This is a genomic window from uncultured Corynebacterium sp. (assembly GCF_902489365.1).
GTDB lineage: Bacteria > Actinomycetota > Actinomycetes > Mycobacteriales > Mycobacteriaceae > Corynebacterium.
Window position 1 is genome coordinate 47,536 of sequence record NZ_CABTZR010000001.1, and the last position, 16,123, is coordinate 63,658.

At 65.7% G+C, this 16,123-nt stretch carries 13 protein-coding genes; 8 read left to right on the top strand and 5 right to left on the bottom strand.

What is annotated here, in order from left to right:
* Both RDN59_RS00200 and RDN59_RS00205 read right to left on the bottom strand, forming a co-directional pair.
* Window positions 1-1,692 (bottom strand): VanW family protein, encoded by a 1,692-nt coding sequence (locus RDN59_RS00200; RefSeq protein WP_308606027.1) that lies wholly within the window; start codon window positions 1,690-1,692, stop codon window positions 1-3.
* 34 nt (window positions 1,693-1,726) lie between these two features.
* A complete protein-coding gene (locus RDN59_RS00205) occupies window positions 1,727-2,788 on the bottom strand; it encodes a glycoside hydrolase family 3 N-terminal domain-containing protein (protein WP_308606028.1) in 1,062 nt (353 codons plus the stop codon).
* A 58-nt stretch (window positions 2,789-2,846) separates the two neighbouring features.
* Here RDN59_RS00205 and RDN59_RS00210 point away from each other — a divergent pair, with 58 nt between their 5' ends.
* The 3 genes from RDN59_RS00210 to RDN59_RS00220 are packed head-to-tail and all read left to right on the top strand — an operon-like array spanning window position 2,847 to window position 6,794.
* Window positions 2,847-3,350, top strand: coding sequence for a universal stress protein (locus RDN59_RS00210; RefSeq protein ID WP_070624331.1), 504 nt, complete (start codon window positions 2,847-2,849; stop codon window positions 3,348-3,350).
* A 31-nt stretch (window positions 3,351-3,381) separates the two neighbouring features.
* Window positions 3,382-3,579, top strand: coding sequence for a DUF2613 domain-containing protein (locus RDN59_RS00215; RefSeq protein ID WP_010188604.1), 198 nt, complete (start codon window positions 3,382-3,384; stop codon window positions 3,577-3,579).
* A 2-nt stretch (window positions 3,580-3,581) separates the two neighbouring features.
* On the top strand, window positions 3,582-6,794 hold the full coding sequence (locus tag RDN59_RS00220) for an alpha-(1->3)-arabinofuranosyltransferase family protein (RefSeq protein WP_308606029.1): 3,213 nt from the start codon (window positions 3,582-3,584) through the stop codon (window positions 6,792-6,794).
* A gap of 252 nt (window positions 6,795-7,046) precedes the next feature.
* Here the strand turns inward: RDN59_RS00220 and RDN59_RS00225 are convergent, their stop codons facing one another.
* On the bottom strand, window positions 7,047-8,171 hold the full coding sequence (locus RDN59_RS00225; protein ID WP_308606030.1) for an acyltransferase: 1,125 nt from the start codon (window positions 8,169-8,171) through the stop codon (window positions 7,047-7,049).
* Between the two features lie 53 nt (window positions 8,172-8,224).
* Between RDN59_RS00225 and RDN59_RS00230 the strand changes: the two genes are divergently transcribed.
* Together RDN59_RS00230 and RDN59_RS00235 are read left to right on the top strand one after the other, a co-directional pair.
* Window positions 8,225-9,199, top strand: coding sequence for a DUF3068 domain-containing protein (locus RDN59_RS00230; RefSeq protein ID WP_308606031.1), 975 nt, complete (start codon window positions 8,225-8,227; stop codon window positions 9,197-9,199).
* Window positions 9,200-9,205: 6 nt separating this feature from the next.
* Window positions 9,206-10,708, top strand: coding sequence for a hypothetical protein (locus tag RDN59_RS00235; protein ID WP_308606032.1), 1,503 nt, complete (start codon window positions 9,206-9,208; stop codon window positions 10,706-10,708).
* Here RDN59_RS00235 and RDN59_RS00240 read toward each other — a convergent pair.
* Window positions 10,632-11,723, bottom strand: coding sequence for a glycosyltransferase family 4 protein (locus RDN59_RS00240; protein WP_308606034.1), 1,092 nt, complete (start codon window positions 11,721-11,723; stop codon window positions 10,632-10,634). The genes RDN59_RS00235 and RDN59_RS00240 overlap by 77 nt on opposite strands.
* 24 nt (window positions 11,724-11,747) lie before the next feature.
* Here RDN59_RS00240 and RDN59_RS00245 point away from each other — a divergent pair, with 24 nt between their 5' ends.
* The gene (locus tag RDN59_RS00245) at window positions 11,748-12,503 is read left to right on the top strand and encodes a class I SAM-dependent methyltransferase (protein WP_308606035.1); all 756 of its coding nucleotides are present in this window, start codon (window positions 11,748-11,750) and stop codon (window positions 12,501-12,503) included.
* Window positions 12,504-12,558: 55 nt separating this feature from the next.
* Here RDN59_RS00245 and RDN59_RS00250 read toward each other — a convergent pair whose 3' ends face one another.
* The gene (locus RDN59_RS00250) at window positions 12,559-14,379 is read right to left on the bottom strand and encodes a phosphoenolpyruvate carboxykinase (GTP) (protein ID WP_308606036.1); all 1,821 of its coding nucleotides are present in this window, start codon (window positions 14,377-14,379) and stop codon (window positions 12,559-12,561) included.
* Window positions 14,380-14,737: 358 nt separating this feature from the next.
* On the opposite strand from RDN59_RS00250, the gene trmB reads away from it, so the two are divergent.
* Together trmB and RDN59_RS00260 are read left to right on the top strand one after the other, a co-directional pair.
* Window positions 14,738-15,511 (top strand): tRNA (guanosine(46)-N7)-methyltransferase TrmB, encoded by a 774-nt coding sequence (trmB, locus tag RDN59_RS00255; RefSeq protein ID WP_070545160.1) that lies wholly within the window; start codon window positions 14,738-14,740, stop codon window positions 15,509-15,511.
* Window positions 15,511-16,122, top strand: coding sequence for an NYN domain-containing protein (locus RDN59_RS00260; RefSeq protein ID WP_308606037.1), 612 nt, complete (start codon window positions 15,511-15,513; stop codon window positions 16,120-16,122). Before trmB ends, RDN59_RS00260 begins: the two co-directional genes overlap by 1 nt.
* Window position 16,123 lies beyond the last annotated feature (1 nt).

Consider the following 16,123-nt stretch of genomic DNA (forward strand, 5'->3'; position numbering starts at 1 on the left):
TTAACCGCAGGTAACGATGGGCTGCGGGTCGTAGACCGTGGTGGTGGTCTCCCGGGAGATTTCCTTGCCGGACAAGTCCTTAATCACGCGGGTATCCGAGGTGGTAAAACCCGGCGCGCCGGAGGACGGCGAGCAGTCCTCGCTCACGGACTTGCGCTGCGGCTCGGTCTTGGCCCAGCGTCCGTTGTTGATGGACTCAACCTCGACAGTCTTGACGCCCTTGAAGCGCACGGTGATCTCGTCACCAAAGCTGGTTTCGATGCGCACCGGATGGTTGGAGGTGTTCTTGAACTGCAGGTCAATCGCGCCTTCATAGACAGTGGCCTCGCGGCCGGCCGGGTAGCGCGAAATGTAATAGGAGTGCGGGGTGTGCGCGGTATCCTCCATGCCGGCGAAGTAGGCGGCGTTGTACAGGGTGGTGGCGAACTGAGAGATGCCACCGCCCACGGCCGTGCCCGCATGGCCGTCGATGATGATGCCGGATTCCACGTAGCCCTGCGCGGTGCCGCGCGGGCCGGTGTAGCCGTTGAGGGAGAAGGTCTCACCCGGGTTAACCACGGCACCATTGACTTGCTGGGCTACCAGCCGGATATTGGTGCCGGAGGCCCCAGAGAAACCGCCGGTAGAAAACTCGGACACGGTGTCATCGAAGGTGGCCTTCTCCGCCATCTCCGTGGTGAAGTCCGCGGGGTCCGGCTTGTAGTCGGCATTCCATTCGCGGTCGTCCTCGCTGCTCACACGGTCCTCGAAGTCCTCGAGGGTCTTCTCCCAGTCGATGATGGAGCCATCCACCGAGGGCGTGATCTGCTTGTCGTTGCCGCTGAAGGAAATCTTGGCGTTGGTGCCGGGCACCTCGGAGCCTTGCATGCGCTCCTGGAAGAGCTCGCGCGCACGGTTCTTATCCACCTTGAGGCGCAGCTCGCCGTCCTCGGCGGCGATGGACACGAACTGGGAAATCTCCGGCTTGCGCAGGGTGCCGGCGGTGTTGTTCTCCCCCTTGAGGGTCAGCGGGTTATCCAGCGCGCGGGCGGCATCCCCGGTGCGCATGGCCTCAATCGCCTCATCATTAATCTGTGGTTCCACCACCATCGGCTCGACGTCTACGCCTTCGGGGTCGAGCCAGTGCTTCACGACGCCCTCGTGCAACTCTCCCTCTTCCACCACCTGGCCGAGCTTGGGTTTGGTCTCTTTGAGGGAGCCGTCGATAAGCTCCAGGTTTCCATCCTCCGGCTCGACCTTCAGCTCGTTGCCCACGCGCTCGAGCTGACCGGAGAGCTGGTTCTCATCGATGTCCACGGCCACAGGGATTTCCTGGGTGGGCTTGATGAAGCTGTACAGGCGCGAGAAGGGGTTCAGGGAAGCGTCGGGAATGCCGTCGACGGCTTTCTGATAATTCAGGCTTAGGCCGGAGTCTTGGGGGATAAGCTGCGAGCTTTTCTCCCCGGCACGGATATCCACGGGCTGGGCCGCGACGTCCCCGAGTTCCTGCTCCAGCTTCTCCACCGCGGCGGTGCGCTCCATGCGGGAGATGTCCACGCCGCCGACCGACGTCGCGCGCGGGACCTTGTGCTGGTTGGCCATGACGTCCCACGCATAGGCGATGCCGGCGATGAGTATCAGGCCGACGAGCACGCCAAGGGCCACCTGGAGCCCCTTGCGTCGCTGTTGGCTGTGTCCGATTGCCTTTTTCACGTGTACGAGATTAACGGCTGCCAGCTGGTTTTTACTAGTCGCCCTCTTGCTGGTCCACCACGTCGGCGGCTGCGTCGATGACCGCGTTGATGTCATCGTCGGTAGACCACAGCGGCATATCGGCGCCCGCTGCCAGCGCCGCGGCCACGGCCTCCGGCACGCTAAAACTATCCGATATGGAAGCCATTCCCCCCAGGTCATCGGTGTAAATCGTGCCCTCGAAACCCAGTTCCTCGCGGGCCAGCTGATAGGCCTGCGGGTTAAGGGAGGCGGGCTCGTCCCCTAACCCAGGCACCACGAGGTGCCCCATCATGAGGGCCGCGTCCGGGGCTTGCGGGATTGCCGTGTGGAAAGGCACGAACTCGTGTCCGTACAGTTCTTCCAGCGGCGGGGTGACGGCCTCACCCAGGTGTGTGTCCCCGGAGGCACGCCCGTGGCCCGGGAAGTGCTTGAACACGGCCTTCACGCCGGCGGCCTGCAACCCGCGGGCAAAGGCCGCGCCATATTCGCCGGCGGCCTGTGGGGCGGTGGAGAAGGCGCGGTCACCGACGACTTCCAGGTCTCCCCCATCCACGTCGAGCACCGGGGCGAAGTCCACCGTCACGCCGTGGGCGCGCAGGCTCTGCCCGATTTCTGTGGCCAAGGCTTCAACCTCGTCCGGGCTATGCCCCTCCGCCATGGCCTGCGGGGAGGGGTAGTCGCCCAAGATTTCAGAGAAGCGCTGCACGCGCCCGCCTTCGAAATCGATGGACACCTCAAAGTCACGGCCCATCTCCTCGCGCAAAGCGTTCACTCCCCGCGGGCCATCGCTGAGCAGCTCCGGGTCGGCCCAGCTCGGGATAAAGAGCCCACCCACGCCGGCTTCCAGCTTCACGCGGGCATCCTCGTAGTTCAGCGCCGGCGGCATGAGCTTGGCGGCAGCGCGGGCGCGGACGTCCTCGGGCGCGGCATCGTGTTCTGCCGCGTCCCCCGACGCGGCGCTCGAGGCCGCGGCGCTGGTTTCGCTAGGCGGGGCGTCGGAAAGCACAGGCTCCTCACTACACGCGCTCAGCGCACAGGTAGCACTCAACAGGAGGGCGGGCATTGCTTTTCTCATGCCCACCAGTGTGCCTGAAGCACCCGCGCGGGAAACAAGCGGTTGTTAGGATGGTCACATGAATAACGGAGAGACCATGCTCATTGCCTATGACGGCTCCGACCGCGCCGACCGCGCCCTCGAGTACGCCGCGCGGCTCCTGCGCCCCACCGACGTCGAAATCCTCACCGCCTGGGAGCCGTCCGCACGCCAGGCCGCCCGCGCGGTCAGCCGCACCGGGCTGCACCAATCCACGGTCTCACCGGACAGCGTGGAGGATGACCCGGCCTATGAAGAGGCCCTCGCCATCTGCCACCACGGAATTGCCAAGGCCGAGTCCCTCGGCCTGCGCGGCCATGCCCACCTGGTGGAATCAGTGACGACGATTCAGAGCGCGATTGTCGACGCCGCCCACGAACTCGACATCGACGTTATCGTCACCGGCACCCGCGCGCTCACCGGCTTCCGCTCCTTGTGGACGAATTCCACGGCGGAGTACATCGTGCGCAACGCCGGTCTCCCAGTCTTCATCGTGCCGCCGGAGAACGACGATGAGGACGACGCGGAAGAAAGCGACTCCTAAAGGCAGCTTTTAGCTGCTAGAATCTGGCGCCATGGCATTCGACAGCGATTCCCTCAACAAGCGCACCCTGGGCCCGGCCCTGGGCAGCGCGGTCGTCGGCGTGGCGCTGGGAGTCGTGACCATCCTGGGCATTGCCCAATTCTCGCAGGCCGATGCCGTGCCGAACGATAATTCCGTCAAGGCCTCCGACGCCGTGATGGGCGGGCCGGAGTACGGCTCCCGCGAGTAAGCGTGCGCGCACGCATCGGGGGGCTTTTCTTTTTAGCCCTCGTGGTTCTGGTGCAGCCGTGGGGGCTGACCGCTGCTGATACCAAGCACGATCTGGTGGCCAACCCGGCTCATTTCTTAGGCGCCGCCCTGCATGCTTATACCGATACTTTCACGCTGGGCCAGCTACAGAACCAGGCCTATGGCTACCTCTTCCCGCAGGGCTTGTTCTTCTTGCTGGCGGACCCACTTCCGGATTGGATAGCGCAACGTGCCTGGTGGTTCCTGGTCCTGGCGGTGGGCTTTGTGGGCTTCTTCCGCGTGGCCCGCACGGTGCTTCCCGCTGCCCCTAGCTTTGCTGCGCTGGCAGGCGGGGTGCTCTTTGCGCTCTCCCCGCGCACGTTGACCACGCTGGGCGCGATTTCCTCGGAGACCTGGCCGGTTATGCTCGCGCCCTGGGTGCTGCTTCCCTTCCTGCGGCCGGGCCGGCTGTGCTGGCGGGATGCCGCGCCCTCGGTGGTGGCGGTGGCGTGCATGGGCGCGGTCAACGCCACGGCCACACTCGCTGCTTGCCTGCCGGCGGGTGTGATTCTGCTGTGGCGGCGCGCGGGCAAGGCCGGCCTGGTGTGGTTGGCCGGATGCGCTGCGGTATCCGCGTGGTGGATTACCCCGCTGCTCATCCTGGGCCGCTATGCCCCGCCTTTTACGGAATTCATCGAGTCCGCCGGCGTGACCACGCGCTGGCTCAACCTGGCGGAAATCCTGCGCGGCACCACGAGTTGGGCGCCGTTTGTGGATACCGAACGCGTCGCCGGCAACGAGCTGGCCACCGAGCCGGTCTTCGTGCTTGTCACCGTGGCCGTGGCCGCCCTGGGTCTAATGGGCCTGGCCCGGCTGCCGCGCGAGTGGGCCTTCATGCTGTTGGTGGGGGTGGCCGTGCTCGGCACGCATGCCACCTGGTACCTCGACGCGCTCGACGGCCCTCTGGCCGCGCTGCGCAACGTGCATAAGTTCGACCCGCTGGTGCGCATCCCACTGGTACTCGGCGTGGCCGCGATTGCTGCCAGGGTGAGGCTGCCGCGTTCGGTGGACTTGGGGCGTCGTGAAGCAGCGGGCCTTCTGGTGTGCCTGGTGGTTGCCGGTGCGACCGCCCCGGCGTGGGCGGGCCGGCTGCTGCCGAAGGGCGCGTACGAGGAGGTGCCCGACTATTGGCATGAGGCCGCCGCTTTCATGAACAACCTGGATACGCGCGTACTCATCTACCCGCCGGCGTCCTTTGCGCGGCAGGACTGGGGCTGGACGCGCGATGAGCCGGCGCAGCCGCTTCTCGACGTCCCCTGGGCCGTCCGCGACGCCGTCCCTCTCATCCCGCCCGAGGCTATCCGTGGCCTGGACGGTGCGATGGCGCAGATCGAGCGCGACCCTGCCACAGCACCCGTGGTTTTGCAGCGTCTTGGAATCGGGGCCGTCGCGGTGCGCCACGACCTGATTTCTGGTTCTGCGGACCATATCCCGGGCGAGGTCCACACCTTCGGGGAGGTCGATGTCGTCGTCTTCGACCCCGACCTCTCCATGAACCTGGCGCCTGCGAATCCGCCGCGGGTGGCGGGCGGTGGGGAATCGCTCGCGCTCCTTTCCGGCCCGCATGAGCTGGTCTCCTCCGACGCGGACATCGTCACCGATACGCCTGCGCTGCGCGACCGCAACTACGGCACACTCAGCGGCCCGGTTTCCGCGCCGCTGACCTCTGATGACCCCTCCACCGTGCGCAACCGCCTGCGCGACTATCCCTCCGCTGGCCCGCTGACCCAGGTAGTGGAGCACGATGGCCGCGTCACCGCATCGTCCTCTGCCGCAGATGCCTCCGCCTTCGGCGGGGCGAACCCGGCGCATTCTCTCACCGCCGCCGTTGACGACGAGAACTCCACCGCCTGGTGGCCAGCGCCCGGTGATTCCGGCTGGCTGGAGCTGCATGCCGCGTCCTCGTGGACCTCGCCCACGCTGCGGCTGATGACCACCGGCACGACGGAGGTGACCATCCACAACGGCGATTCTCAGGTCACGGTCACCATGGAGGCCTACCGCGCCCGCGATATCCGCGTGCCCGGCGCGAAAGCCTCCACCATCCGCATCGAGCCGCAACGCCGCACCGGGATTGCCGAGGCCTCCATCGTGGACCAGCCCACCCCGCGGCGCCTCGTCACCGTGCCCGATACCTCGCCCGATGCCGAGCAGTTCCTCTTCCAGCAGGACAACGAGCACATCCTCATCCGTTCCTTTACTTCCCCGCGCGACATGACCGTGCGGCTCTCCGGTGAAAAAACAGTGCTTATCGACGGCTCCCCCTACGCCCCCAACTCCACCCTCAACCTGCCCGCCGGTCAGCACCTCGTGCGCACTACCGGCGACTGGGCAGCGCTGACCGATACCGCGTCCGCCTTGCCTGATCCCCTCCCCGCCTCCTCACACGCATCTTCTGCGGACTCAGCCACTTCTTCTAACCAGGAAGCCGCCGCAGCCGAGCCCTCCACCGACTCTGGCTATACCCCGCTCGCTTCCGGCGAGACCATCGAGCCCGCCGACCACGACCGCCTTCTCATCACCGGCCGCGCCTTCAATGAGGGGCTGCGCGGCGAGCTGCGCTCCACGCCAGGTTCGGCGCAAGACTCAGCCCCGGGCTCGACGTCGGCCTCCAGCTCGGAACCACTGCCCCTCGAACCGCGCTCCATTGATGCCGACACGCAAGCTTTCCTCATCCCTGCTGGCGCAAGCGGCATCTTCCACATGTCTTTTGTTGCCGACCGCGCCTACCGCGTGGGCCTGGGCCTCGGCGGCGCGCTCGCCGCGCTGACCACCGCGCTGTGCCTGCTCGTTATGGCCCGCAATCCCCGCCGCCATCCCGCCTCCGCTGCCTCGCCTCCTACTTCCGCCTCCCCCGCCCGTTTTGCCCACTCGTCTCTCTCGGCGCGTGTCCTTCTGGCACTACTCATCGCGGCAACGATGGCGCTCGTTGCGGGTCTTCCCGGTGTGGCCGCCGCTGCCGCGGCGTGGGCTATTACCCGCTGGACCACGCTGCGCCCCGACTACCTGGCGGGCGCGCTCACCTTGGCCGCGGGCGCGATGCTCGCCCGCGCACCTTGGCCCGCGGAGGGCTACGCCGGCGATTCGCTGCTCGTTCAACTGCTGTGCGTCGCGGCTATCACGTGCGCGTGCCTCCCACCCCGCCGCGCCTTATAGGTCCGCGACCGCGCTGCACATAGCTTGTCCGCCCACTGCCGCAGCCTTCTGGACCGCTGGTTTCGACGCGGACCCGCTACGTATGGTGCTCCGCACAAGGCGCCTTTTGACTGATGCCTTTTGTCAGATGCCTGCTGCGAAATCGGAGGCGAAGCCAAAGAGGCTAGTTAGGAAGCAGAATCAGTCAAGCCAGCGGCGCTGGCAAGGGATCCGGACCCCACGGTAGCGGAATGGGAAGCGGAGCCGGCAGAGCTATCTGCCTGGCGCGGAAGAGCTCGCAGAGTCAGCAACGCGGCGCGGCAGCGACCGTGGAACCGTGATGCGGCCGCGAGTAAATGCGAGGGAGCGGATGAGGTCACGGCCGGGGACCTCGACAAGCACGTAGGTCGCAGCGGACAGCACACAGCTAACCACCACAGTAAAAGCCAGCACCACCGCGAAATCCCAGGCAGCGCCCGAGAAGGCAGACACACCCAACAGCGGGAAGGCAATGGCCAGCACCGCCACATGCCACATGAAAACTCCATAGGACCAGCGGCCCAGCGCCCGCATCCACTCGGAGGCCAGCCAGCTTTCCCGCGGTGCCAGCGCTACCGGCACCACGATGCAGGCCCCACACACCGCCCCCGCCGCGATGCGCCGCGCGAACTCGCCGGGTTCTGGATGCACCAGCCCCTGCGGGCCGAACCACTCGCGGCTAGCCAGCCACACGCAGCCCGCGGCCACGGCCCAGCAAACGGGCCGCACGATGCGCCCGGCGCGCAGGCGTACCCGCGCGGCCTCCGCCTCCGCGGCTAACATTCCCACCGCGAACCAGGAGAAATACGCCGGCGGCCAAATCTGCGTGTTGATATCGCCGGATTCATACCCGGCCACAAACGGCAGGAAGCCCCAGAACAAACTCAGCACGCCAGCTCCAGCAATCAGCGCAACACGCGGGCGCGCCGAGAGCTTATCCAACAACCACGCCAACAGCGGCAACACCGCATAGAAGGCGAACTCCACGCACAGCGACCACAATTGCGTTAGCCCGGGAACCAGACCATCGGCAATATAGAGCTGCGTGCCGGTCAGGTTGGTGATGACTTGCGGGAGGGTTAAGGGGGAAGCGTCGGGAAGCAAGGCGAGTACCGCCACCACGCACACCACATACAGCGGTGCCAAACGCGCCACGCGGGAAAGAAGATACTGCCCCGCCGTGTGCGCATGCCGCCGACGCCACAGCAAGAAACCGCTGAGCACGAAGAAGACCGCCACCCCATAATCCAAGCGCTCAGCCCAGGCCCAGCCGGTGGCCGTCTGGAAGGACACGTGCGTGATCACGACCGCCAACGCTGCCAGCGCACGCACGCCTTCGAGCTCAGGGAGAAAGCGCATGGCCTACTACGATACTATTTCTGCAGTGAATCCCTCGACCGATCGGAGCTGACGTGTTCCTTCGCTCCCGCCTAGCGCAGGTGACGATTGCCGCAGCGGTGTTCCTCCTACTCGGGTCCATCCTTCCGCCGCTGTACAACAACCAGTCCCGCCCGCTGCCCAGGGACCTCGACATCACGGTCCGTGCGGAACAGGATGGGGTCGAGTTCACCCGCCACACCTCGACTGCCTCTGCGGAGAAGGATTCGGTGGCCCGCGCACAATCCACCACCACGCTCACCTTGGATGGCGACACCGTCACGCACATCACCGAGGAATCCCTACTCAACCGCGAGTCCACCTACCCGGTGGCGGGCCCGAACACGACGCAGAATATCGAGCTTCCCGCCCTTGACCTGCAGGTGGAGGACCAGGTCGAACGCGACGGCATCAGCTACTTTTTCCCCGCCGGGGCGGAGCAACGTTCCTATCCTTTCTTCGACCCGCTCACCCAGGACACGGAGCCCATCGATTTTCTGCGCGATGAAAAACTCGACAGCATCCCCACCTACGTCTTTCACCAGGATGTCGCGCCGGTCTCGCTCGGGGAGGTCTTCGCCTTCGACGCCCACCGCTCCGGCCCCGCGGGCGATTTTTACTCCGCGGAGTCCCTGGAGCGCTACAACCTCAAGCCGAAATCGCACGTCATCCTCGAGCCTTTCTACGCCGTGAGCCGCACCGTGTGGGTGGAGCCCACGACCGGCACCATCGTCAACGAGGAGGAGCACCCGCGCATCTTCTGGGCCACGGATGCGCGCCAGGCCCAGGCCATGGTCGACGCCGATGACACACACGAGCGTGCGCTTCTCGACGTCCCCCTCTCCTGGTCCGACTCCACCCGCACCGAACGCCTCGACTCTGTCCGCCGGGTCATCGACACGGTCAAGATCCTGAGCCTCGTCGGCTGGCTGGGCAAAGCCATCGGCGTGGCGTTGCTGGCGGTGGCTGCCGCGATGTTCATGCGCCGCCATGCGGCGCAGAGCGCATAGGCACCCGTGACTACGTCCTGGGCCTCCCTTGCGGTGCGCACCGCCCTGTGTGCGTGGGGCGTGGTGCTCGTTCTCGCGGTGTGCTGGCCCTTCGTGCTGCCCGGCGAGTTCCTGTGGCGCGACATGGTGCTGCTTGACCGCCCGGCCCTCAGCGCCGCCGCCTTCGGCGCCGGTGATCTTCCTGCACGCAATGCTCCGCAAGACGGCGTGCTCGCTCTTCTCGGCGGGGCGTGGTTGGCCAGGTTCTTCATCCTTGCCGCTGCGAGCGCCTCGGCATGGGTGGCGGGCCGTTGGGCATGCCAGCGCACACAATTCAGCCCATGGGCGGCAGCCGCGGCAATGGCGTGCGCGGTGGCCAATCCTTTCGTCATCGAGCGGCTCTTACAGGGCCAGTGGTCATTGGCGTTAGCCGCCTGGTTAGCACCCGTGATCGCATGGGGATGCCTCACTGCGCGCCCGCGCGTGGCGTGGCTGGCGCTGTGGGCCGCGTCCTTGACGCCTACCGGCGGGCTCTTCGGGGGCCTCATCGCGGTTGTCTGTGAGCGCGAAGGGCGAAAAAGGTGGCTCTTCGCGTGCGGCTCAGTCTTGCTGTGGTTGCCGTGGTTGGTTCCCAGTTTCATGGGCGGTGTACTCACCGCCCCCGGCACCCCCGGTGACCCCGCCGCCCAGGCCGCGGCCTTCGCCCCGCGCGCGGAGGCCTACGTGGGCACGGTTGGCTCTCTCCTCGGCTTCGGCGGCATCTGGAATGCCGCAGCGGTGCCGACCTCCCGCGAGCACGGCTTCGCCCTAGCAGGCCTGGCCGTCGCCGCCCTCGCCGTCCTGGGCGCCACCCGGCTTCCCCGGCGCGAGCTGCGTCCGCTGGCCGCCCTGGCGATAATCGGGATGGGCCTGGCCATCCTCGGCGCGCTGGTACCTGGTCTCACTGCCTTCGCCATCGAGCACATTCCCGGTGCGGGTTTGCTGCGCGATTCCTCCAAGCTCACCTTGCTCGCCCTGCCGCTGGCGGTTGCCGGAATCGCGTCCCTGCGCCAGCTTCCGGCCACGGTCGCGCTGTGTGCATGCCTGCTCCAAGCCCCCGATGCGCCGCGGGAGCTCGCCGTGTTGAAGCCGCGCGAAACGGGCATCGACCGCCAGCTCATCAACGAGCTCGACGGGCGCCTGACCTTCTTCGCCGACCGTCCCGCCATGGTGCCGCTCGAAAACGGCATCGCCCTGGACCCCTATTCCAAGGCCGCCAACAAGCTCGACTCCGGCGAGCTCACCGTAGACGGTGTGACAGCGGATGAGCCATCGCCGCGCTACCTGGCGGCCGCCGAGGCCTGGACCAACCGCGACCTCCACCGATTAGAAGAGCTCGGCGTGGGCACAGTCGTCGAAAAGGGAAGCATCGTTGCCACCACGAACGCCCAACCGGCACCCGCCCCGTGGATTCTTAGTGCCGCCTGGTGCGCACTTCCGCTTCTAGCAGTTCTTCGAAGCGCGCGCCGGTTTTCTCCCACGAAAAAGTAGCAGCCAACTCGCGCGCCCCGTTGCCTAAACGGTGGCGGAGGGAGGGATCGTCGACAAGCGTGCGCACCGCTTGGGCGAACTCCTCCTCGCGCTGCACCAGCACACCGGTCCTGCCGTTGATTACGCTGTCTTGCAGGCCAAACACATAACCTACCGTGGGCACCCCATGTTGGGCCGCCTCCATGACTGCCAAACCCCAGCCTTCTTTTCGAGACGGCATAAGGTGCACATCGGCGCGCGCGAGCAGCGCATGCTTATAATCCTCCGTCACCTGACCGCGGAAGCGCACGCGCTTTTCCACCCCATGGGCGCGCGCATACTCGCGCAGGTGGGATTCCCACCAGCCGGAACCGATGACGTCGAGAAGCGCGCCCGGAATCCGCGCCACGGTGTCCATCGCGTGCTCAATCTGCTTGTGCGGCACCAGGCGCGACAGCGTCACCAGGTGGATATCGGCCTCGCGCTCCAGGGTGGGGACATGCTCCGGCAAGGAATCCACACCGTTTTCAATGATGTGCGCGCCGTGAATCCCCAGCTTCTCCAGGTCGCGCTTCGAGGCCTCCGAGACCGTCACCCATGTGTTGTGGCGGTAGAGCGCGGGGACTACACGGGATTCCAGGAACCAGCCCAGCCGCGCCAGCACGGGTCCGGCCACCGGCCACTGCTCGCGGTGGCAGTGGTGCGTCAGGATCACCACGGGCGCGCGGGTAGCCAGGCGCGCGAAGAAGGGGATGCCGTTGTGGGTATCCACCACAACGTCAGCGCCGCGCAAAGCGCGGCGCCCCAATAAAATCGACAACAGCGCGCGCGGATACACGCTGAACTTGGCACCTGCGCGCGAATAGAGCACGCCGTTGCGGCGTTCGCGCTTAGCGGCGTTCATGTGGCGCGCGGTGCGGAAGACCACCTCGTGGCCCTGGGCGGCGAGGTATTCCCCGACGCGCTCGAGGTAGCGCTCGGAGCCGCCACCTTGCGGGTGGGTGGAATCGCGCCAGCACAAAAGAAGGATTTTCATGTCGAGGAACTAGCCTAGTGGGTTATGAAACGCACCCGTGCCTTGGCCACCCTGCGCCGCTCCTGGCGGCTGCTGCGCTCCTTCCGCTTCGAGCAGTCAGCGCCCGCAGTCTTTTATGGCGGTCTGGCTGAGGACACCGCCGCGCTTGTCGATGCCCTCTCCCGCGACCATTCCCTCTCCCTCACCGGCGCGCGCGTGCTCGACGTCGGGGGCGGGCCCGGCTATTTCGCTTCGGCCTTTGCCCAGCGCGGGGCCAGTTATGTGGGGCTGGAGCCCGACGTGGGTGAAATGGCCGCCGCCGGCATCGAAGTGGCCCAGGCTGTGCGCGGCGATGGCACGTGTTTGCCCTTTGCGGATGACACCTTCGACATCGCGTATTCCTCCAACGTGGCCGAGCACATTCCCAACCCGTGGGACATGGGCCAGGAGATGCTGCGCGTGACCAAGCCCGGCGGGCTGGTGATGGTGAGCTACACGGTATGGCTGGGGCCTTTCGGCGGGCACGAGACCGGCCTGTGGGAGCACTACGTGGGCGGCGAGTTCGCCCGCGACCGCTATACCCGCCGCCACGGCCACCCGCCGAAAAACGTGTTTGGCTCCTCGCTCTTCGCGCTGTCTGCCCGCGAAGGCCTGGACTGGGCGCGCAGCGTGACGTCGCAAGGCTCACAGCTCCTTGCAGCTTTCCCGCGCTACCACCCTGCCTGGGCCTGGTGGGTGCTAAAGGTGCCGGTGCTGCGCGAGTTCCTTACCTCCAACCTGGTCCTCGTCCTACGCGCTTAACCCCTCAAAACGACGAATACTCCCCCGCAGGGGAGCATCCGTTTAACGGCGAAGATTAGGAAGCAGACTCAACGCGCTCCTTGAGCGCGGTGAACTGATCCCACACCTCAGACGGAACGCGGGAGCCCAGGAAGGTCAGGTACTCTTTATTGTCTTCCATGTCGCCAGCCCAATCGGCCGGGTTCACGGCGAGCGCCTCGCGGACGTCCTCGATGTCGAAGTCGATGCCGGTGAGGTCGATATCCTCCGGGCGGGCGGTGTGGCCCACGACGGTCTCGACGGCGTCGACCTTGCCCTCGATGCGGTCCACAATCCACTTGAGAACGCGGGAGTTCTCGCCAAAGCCCGGCCACAGGAAGCGGCCGTCCTCCCCGCGGCGGAACCAGTTGACCAGGAAGATGGCCGGCATGCGGTCGCCGCCCTTTTCGCCCATATCTACCCAGTGCTGCAGGTAGTCACCGGCGTTGTAGCCCATGAACGGCAGCATGGCCATCGGGTCGTGGCGCAGGGCGCCGACCTTGCCCTCGGCGGCAGCGGTCTGGCCGGAGGAGAGCAGGGCGCCAATCATGGTGCCGTGGTTCCAGTCGAAGGCCTGGGTCACCAGCGGGACGGTATCGGCGCGGCGGCCACCGAAGAGGATGGCGTCAATCTTGACGCCCTTCCAGTCATCAAACTCCGGAGCGGCAGACGGACACTGCGTAATCGGCACGCAGTAGCGAGAGTTCGGGTGCGCCGCCTTGGTGGTCGACGCCGGGGTCCAGTCGTTGCCGTGCCAATCGATGAGGTGCTCTGGGGCCTCGCCCATTTCCTCCCACCAGACATCGCCGTCGTCGGTCAGCGCGACGTTGGTGAACAGGGTGTTGCCCGGCTCCATCGTCTTCATGGCAATCGGGTTGGAGTCGTAGTTGGTGCCAGGCGCCACACCGAAGAAGCCGTTCTCCGGGTTGACGGCGTACAGGCCGTCCTCGCGCAGCTTCATCCAGGCGATGTCATCGCCCACGACCTCTGCTGACCAGCCCGGAATCGTCGGGGTAATCATGGCCAGGTTGGTCTTACCGCAGGCGGACGGGAAGGCGGCCGCGATGTGGTACTTCTTGCCCTCCGGGTTGGTGAGCTTCAGGATGAGCATGTGCTCTGCCATCCAGCCCTCTTCCTTCGCCATGACGGAAGCGATGCGCAGCGCGTAGCACTTCTTAGCCAGGATGGCGTTGCCGCCGTAACCGGAGCCGTAGGACCAAATCTCCTTGGTCGCCGGGAACTGCGTGATGTATTTCTTCTCGTTGCACGGCCAGGCGACGTCCTCCTGGCCCGGCTCCAGCGGGGCACCCACGGAGTGCAGGGCGTGAACAAAGTCGCCGTTGTCCCCGATTTTGTCCAGGGCCTGCTGGCCCATGCGGGTCATAATGCGCATGGAGAGCACAACATAAGCCGAGTCGGTGAGCTGCACGCCGAGCTTCGGGTCCGGATCACTAATCGGGCCCATGCAGAACGGCACGACGTACATGGTGCGGCCCTTCATGGAGCCGCGGAAGGCCTCGGTCATCTCTTCCTTCATGGCTGCCGGCGGGGCCCAGTTATTGGTCGGGCCAGCGTCCTCAGCGGTCTCGGTACAGATGAAGGTGCGGGACTCCACGCGGGCGACATCCGACGGGTTCGAGCGAGCCAGGTAGGAGTTCGGGCGCTTCTCCTCGTTGAGCTTAATCAGGGTGCCCTTCTCCACGAGCTCAGCGGCGAGACGGTCAGCCTCCTCCTGGGAGCCATCTACGAAGACGACCTCTTCCGGCTGGAAGAGCTCGACGCTCTCACTGATCCACGAAATAAGCTTCTCGTTCTTCGTGGGCAGTTCACCTACAAGGCCCTTAATGGTTGCGGTCATCTCACATTCTCCTGTGGTCGGTGTGGCCAGGGTGCTTTATATCGCCGAAGGTTTCCCCTATCGACGTTTCACCAACCAGAGTACGGATACCGGTGATAACAGAATGTGTAATACAGCCCACCCTGGTTATATCCACCCAGCTCAACCCGACTAACCCGAGGACAACGAAGTGTGAATTAGGGCACGCGGCCACCAAAGATACCCCCGCACAGGGGTGGATTTTCTTTGGACTGCCCATCCCGTACGCCCATACTCTTACTCCCACCGCGACCTGATTGGCCTTCACTTAGGCGCCCCTCCGCCCTCCACGGCGCGGCACGTTGCCCCTCACCCCTGCTTAAGGGAACAATGTCAACTGATGAATAGCGCAGACTCTTCCCAGAATCCCGCCGCGCAGATGCCTCACGGCCGCGGCCTCCAGACGGATTTCAACGCCGAGTTCAACAATGATTTGGACTACCCACGCCTCGGCAACGTGACCTTCCGTCGCGGCACCCTCACCGACAACCAGAACGCCCTCTTCGAGGAGCACTGGCCACAGTTGGGACGCCTGCTTGCCGACGAACCCCTCGACATCCCCGCCTGGTTCGGCCGCGAGGGGGCTAAGACCATCGTCGAGATCGGCTCCGGCACCGGTACCTCAACCGCGGCCATGGCGCCACTGGAGCAGGACACCAATATCATCGCCGTCGAGCTCTACAAGCCGGGCCTAGCCAAGCTGCTGGGCTCCATCGTGCGCAACGATATTGAGAACATCCGCATGGTCCGCGGCGATGGCATCGAGGTCCTCATGCGCATGTTTGCTCCCGAATCCCTCGACGGCATCCGCATCTTCTTCCCGGATCCGTGGCCCAAGGCCCGCCACCACAAGCGCCGCATCATCCAATCCGGCACGCTCAACCTCTTCGCCTCCCGCCTGAAGCCCGGCGGCGTGCTCCACGTAGCCACCGACCACGCCGGCTACGCCGAGTGGATCAACGAGCTCGTCGAGGTCGAGCCCTCCCTCGACTACAAGGGCTGGCCCTGGCCGGAATGCCCCATCCTGACGGACCGCCAGGTCATCACCAAGTTTGAGGGCAAGGGCTTGGATAAGGAACACGTCATCACCGAGTATCTGTGGGAGAAGAAGTAATGGCCGGCACCTATCTTCTGGTGTGGGATGCACCCAACATGGACATGGGGCTCGGCGCCATCCTCGGCGGGCGCCCCACCGCCGCCTACCGCCCGCGCTTCGACGCCATCGGCCGCTGGCTGGTGGAGCTGGCCTTCGACAACGACGCCACTCCCGAAGCCGCCGTCTTCACCAACGTCACACCGGGCGGCGCCGACGTCATCCGCCCCTGGGTGGAGGCCATCCGCAACGTCGGCTTCGCCGTTTTCGCCAAGCCGAAGCTCCACGACGACGATGACGTCGACCCCGACATGGTCGAGTACATCAAGGCCAACCGCGAGAACCTCTCCGGTGTCATCGTGGCTTCTGCCGACGGCCAGAACTTCCAGCACCTGCTGGAACAGCTCTCTGCTTCCGGCCTGCCCACGTGCGTCCTCGGCTTCCACGAGCACGCCTCCTGGGCGCTGACCCACCCCGATATCGAATTCGTCGACCTCGAAGACATCGAGGGTGTCTTCCGCGAACCGCTGCCACGCGTTAACCTGGATAATCTGCCTCCAGGCGGCGCCTGGCTGCAGCCTTTCCGCCCGCTGTCCGCGCTGCTTCCGGACCGCGCGCCCGAGCACAATTAGG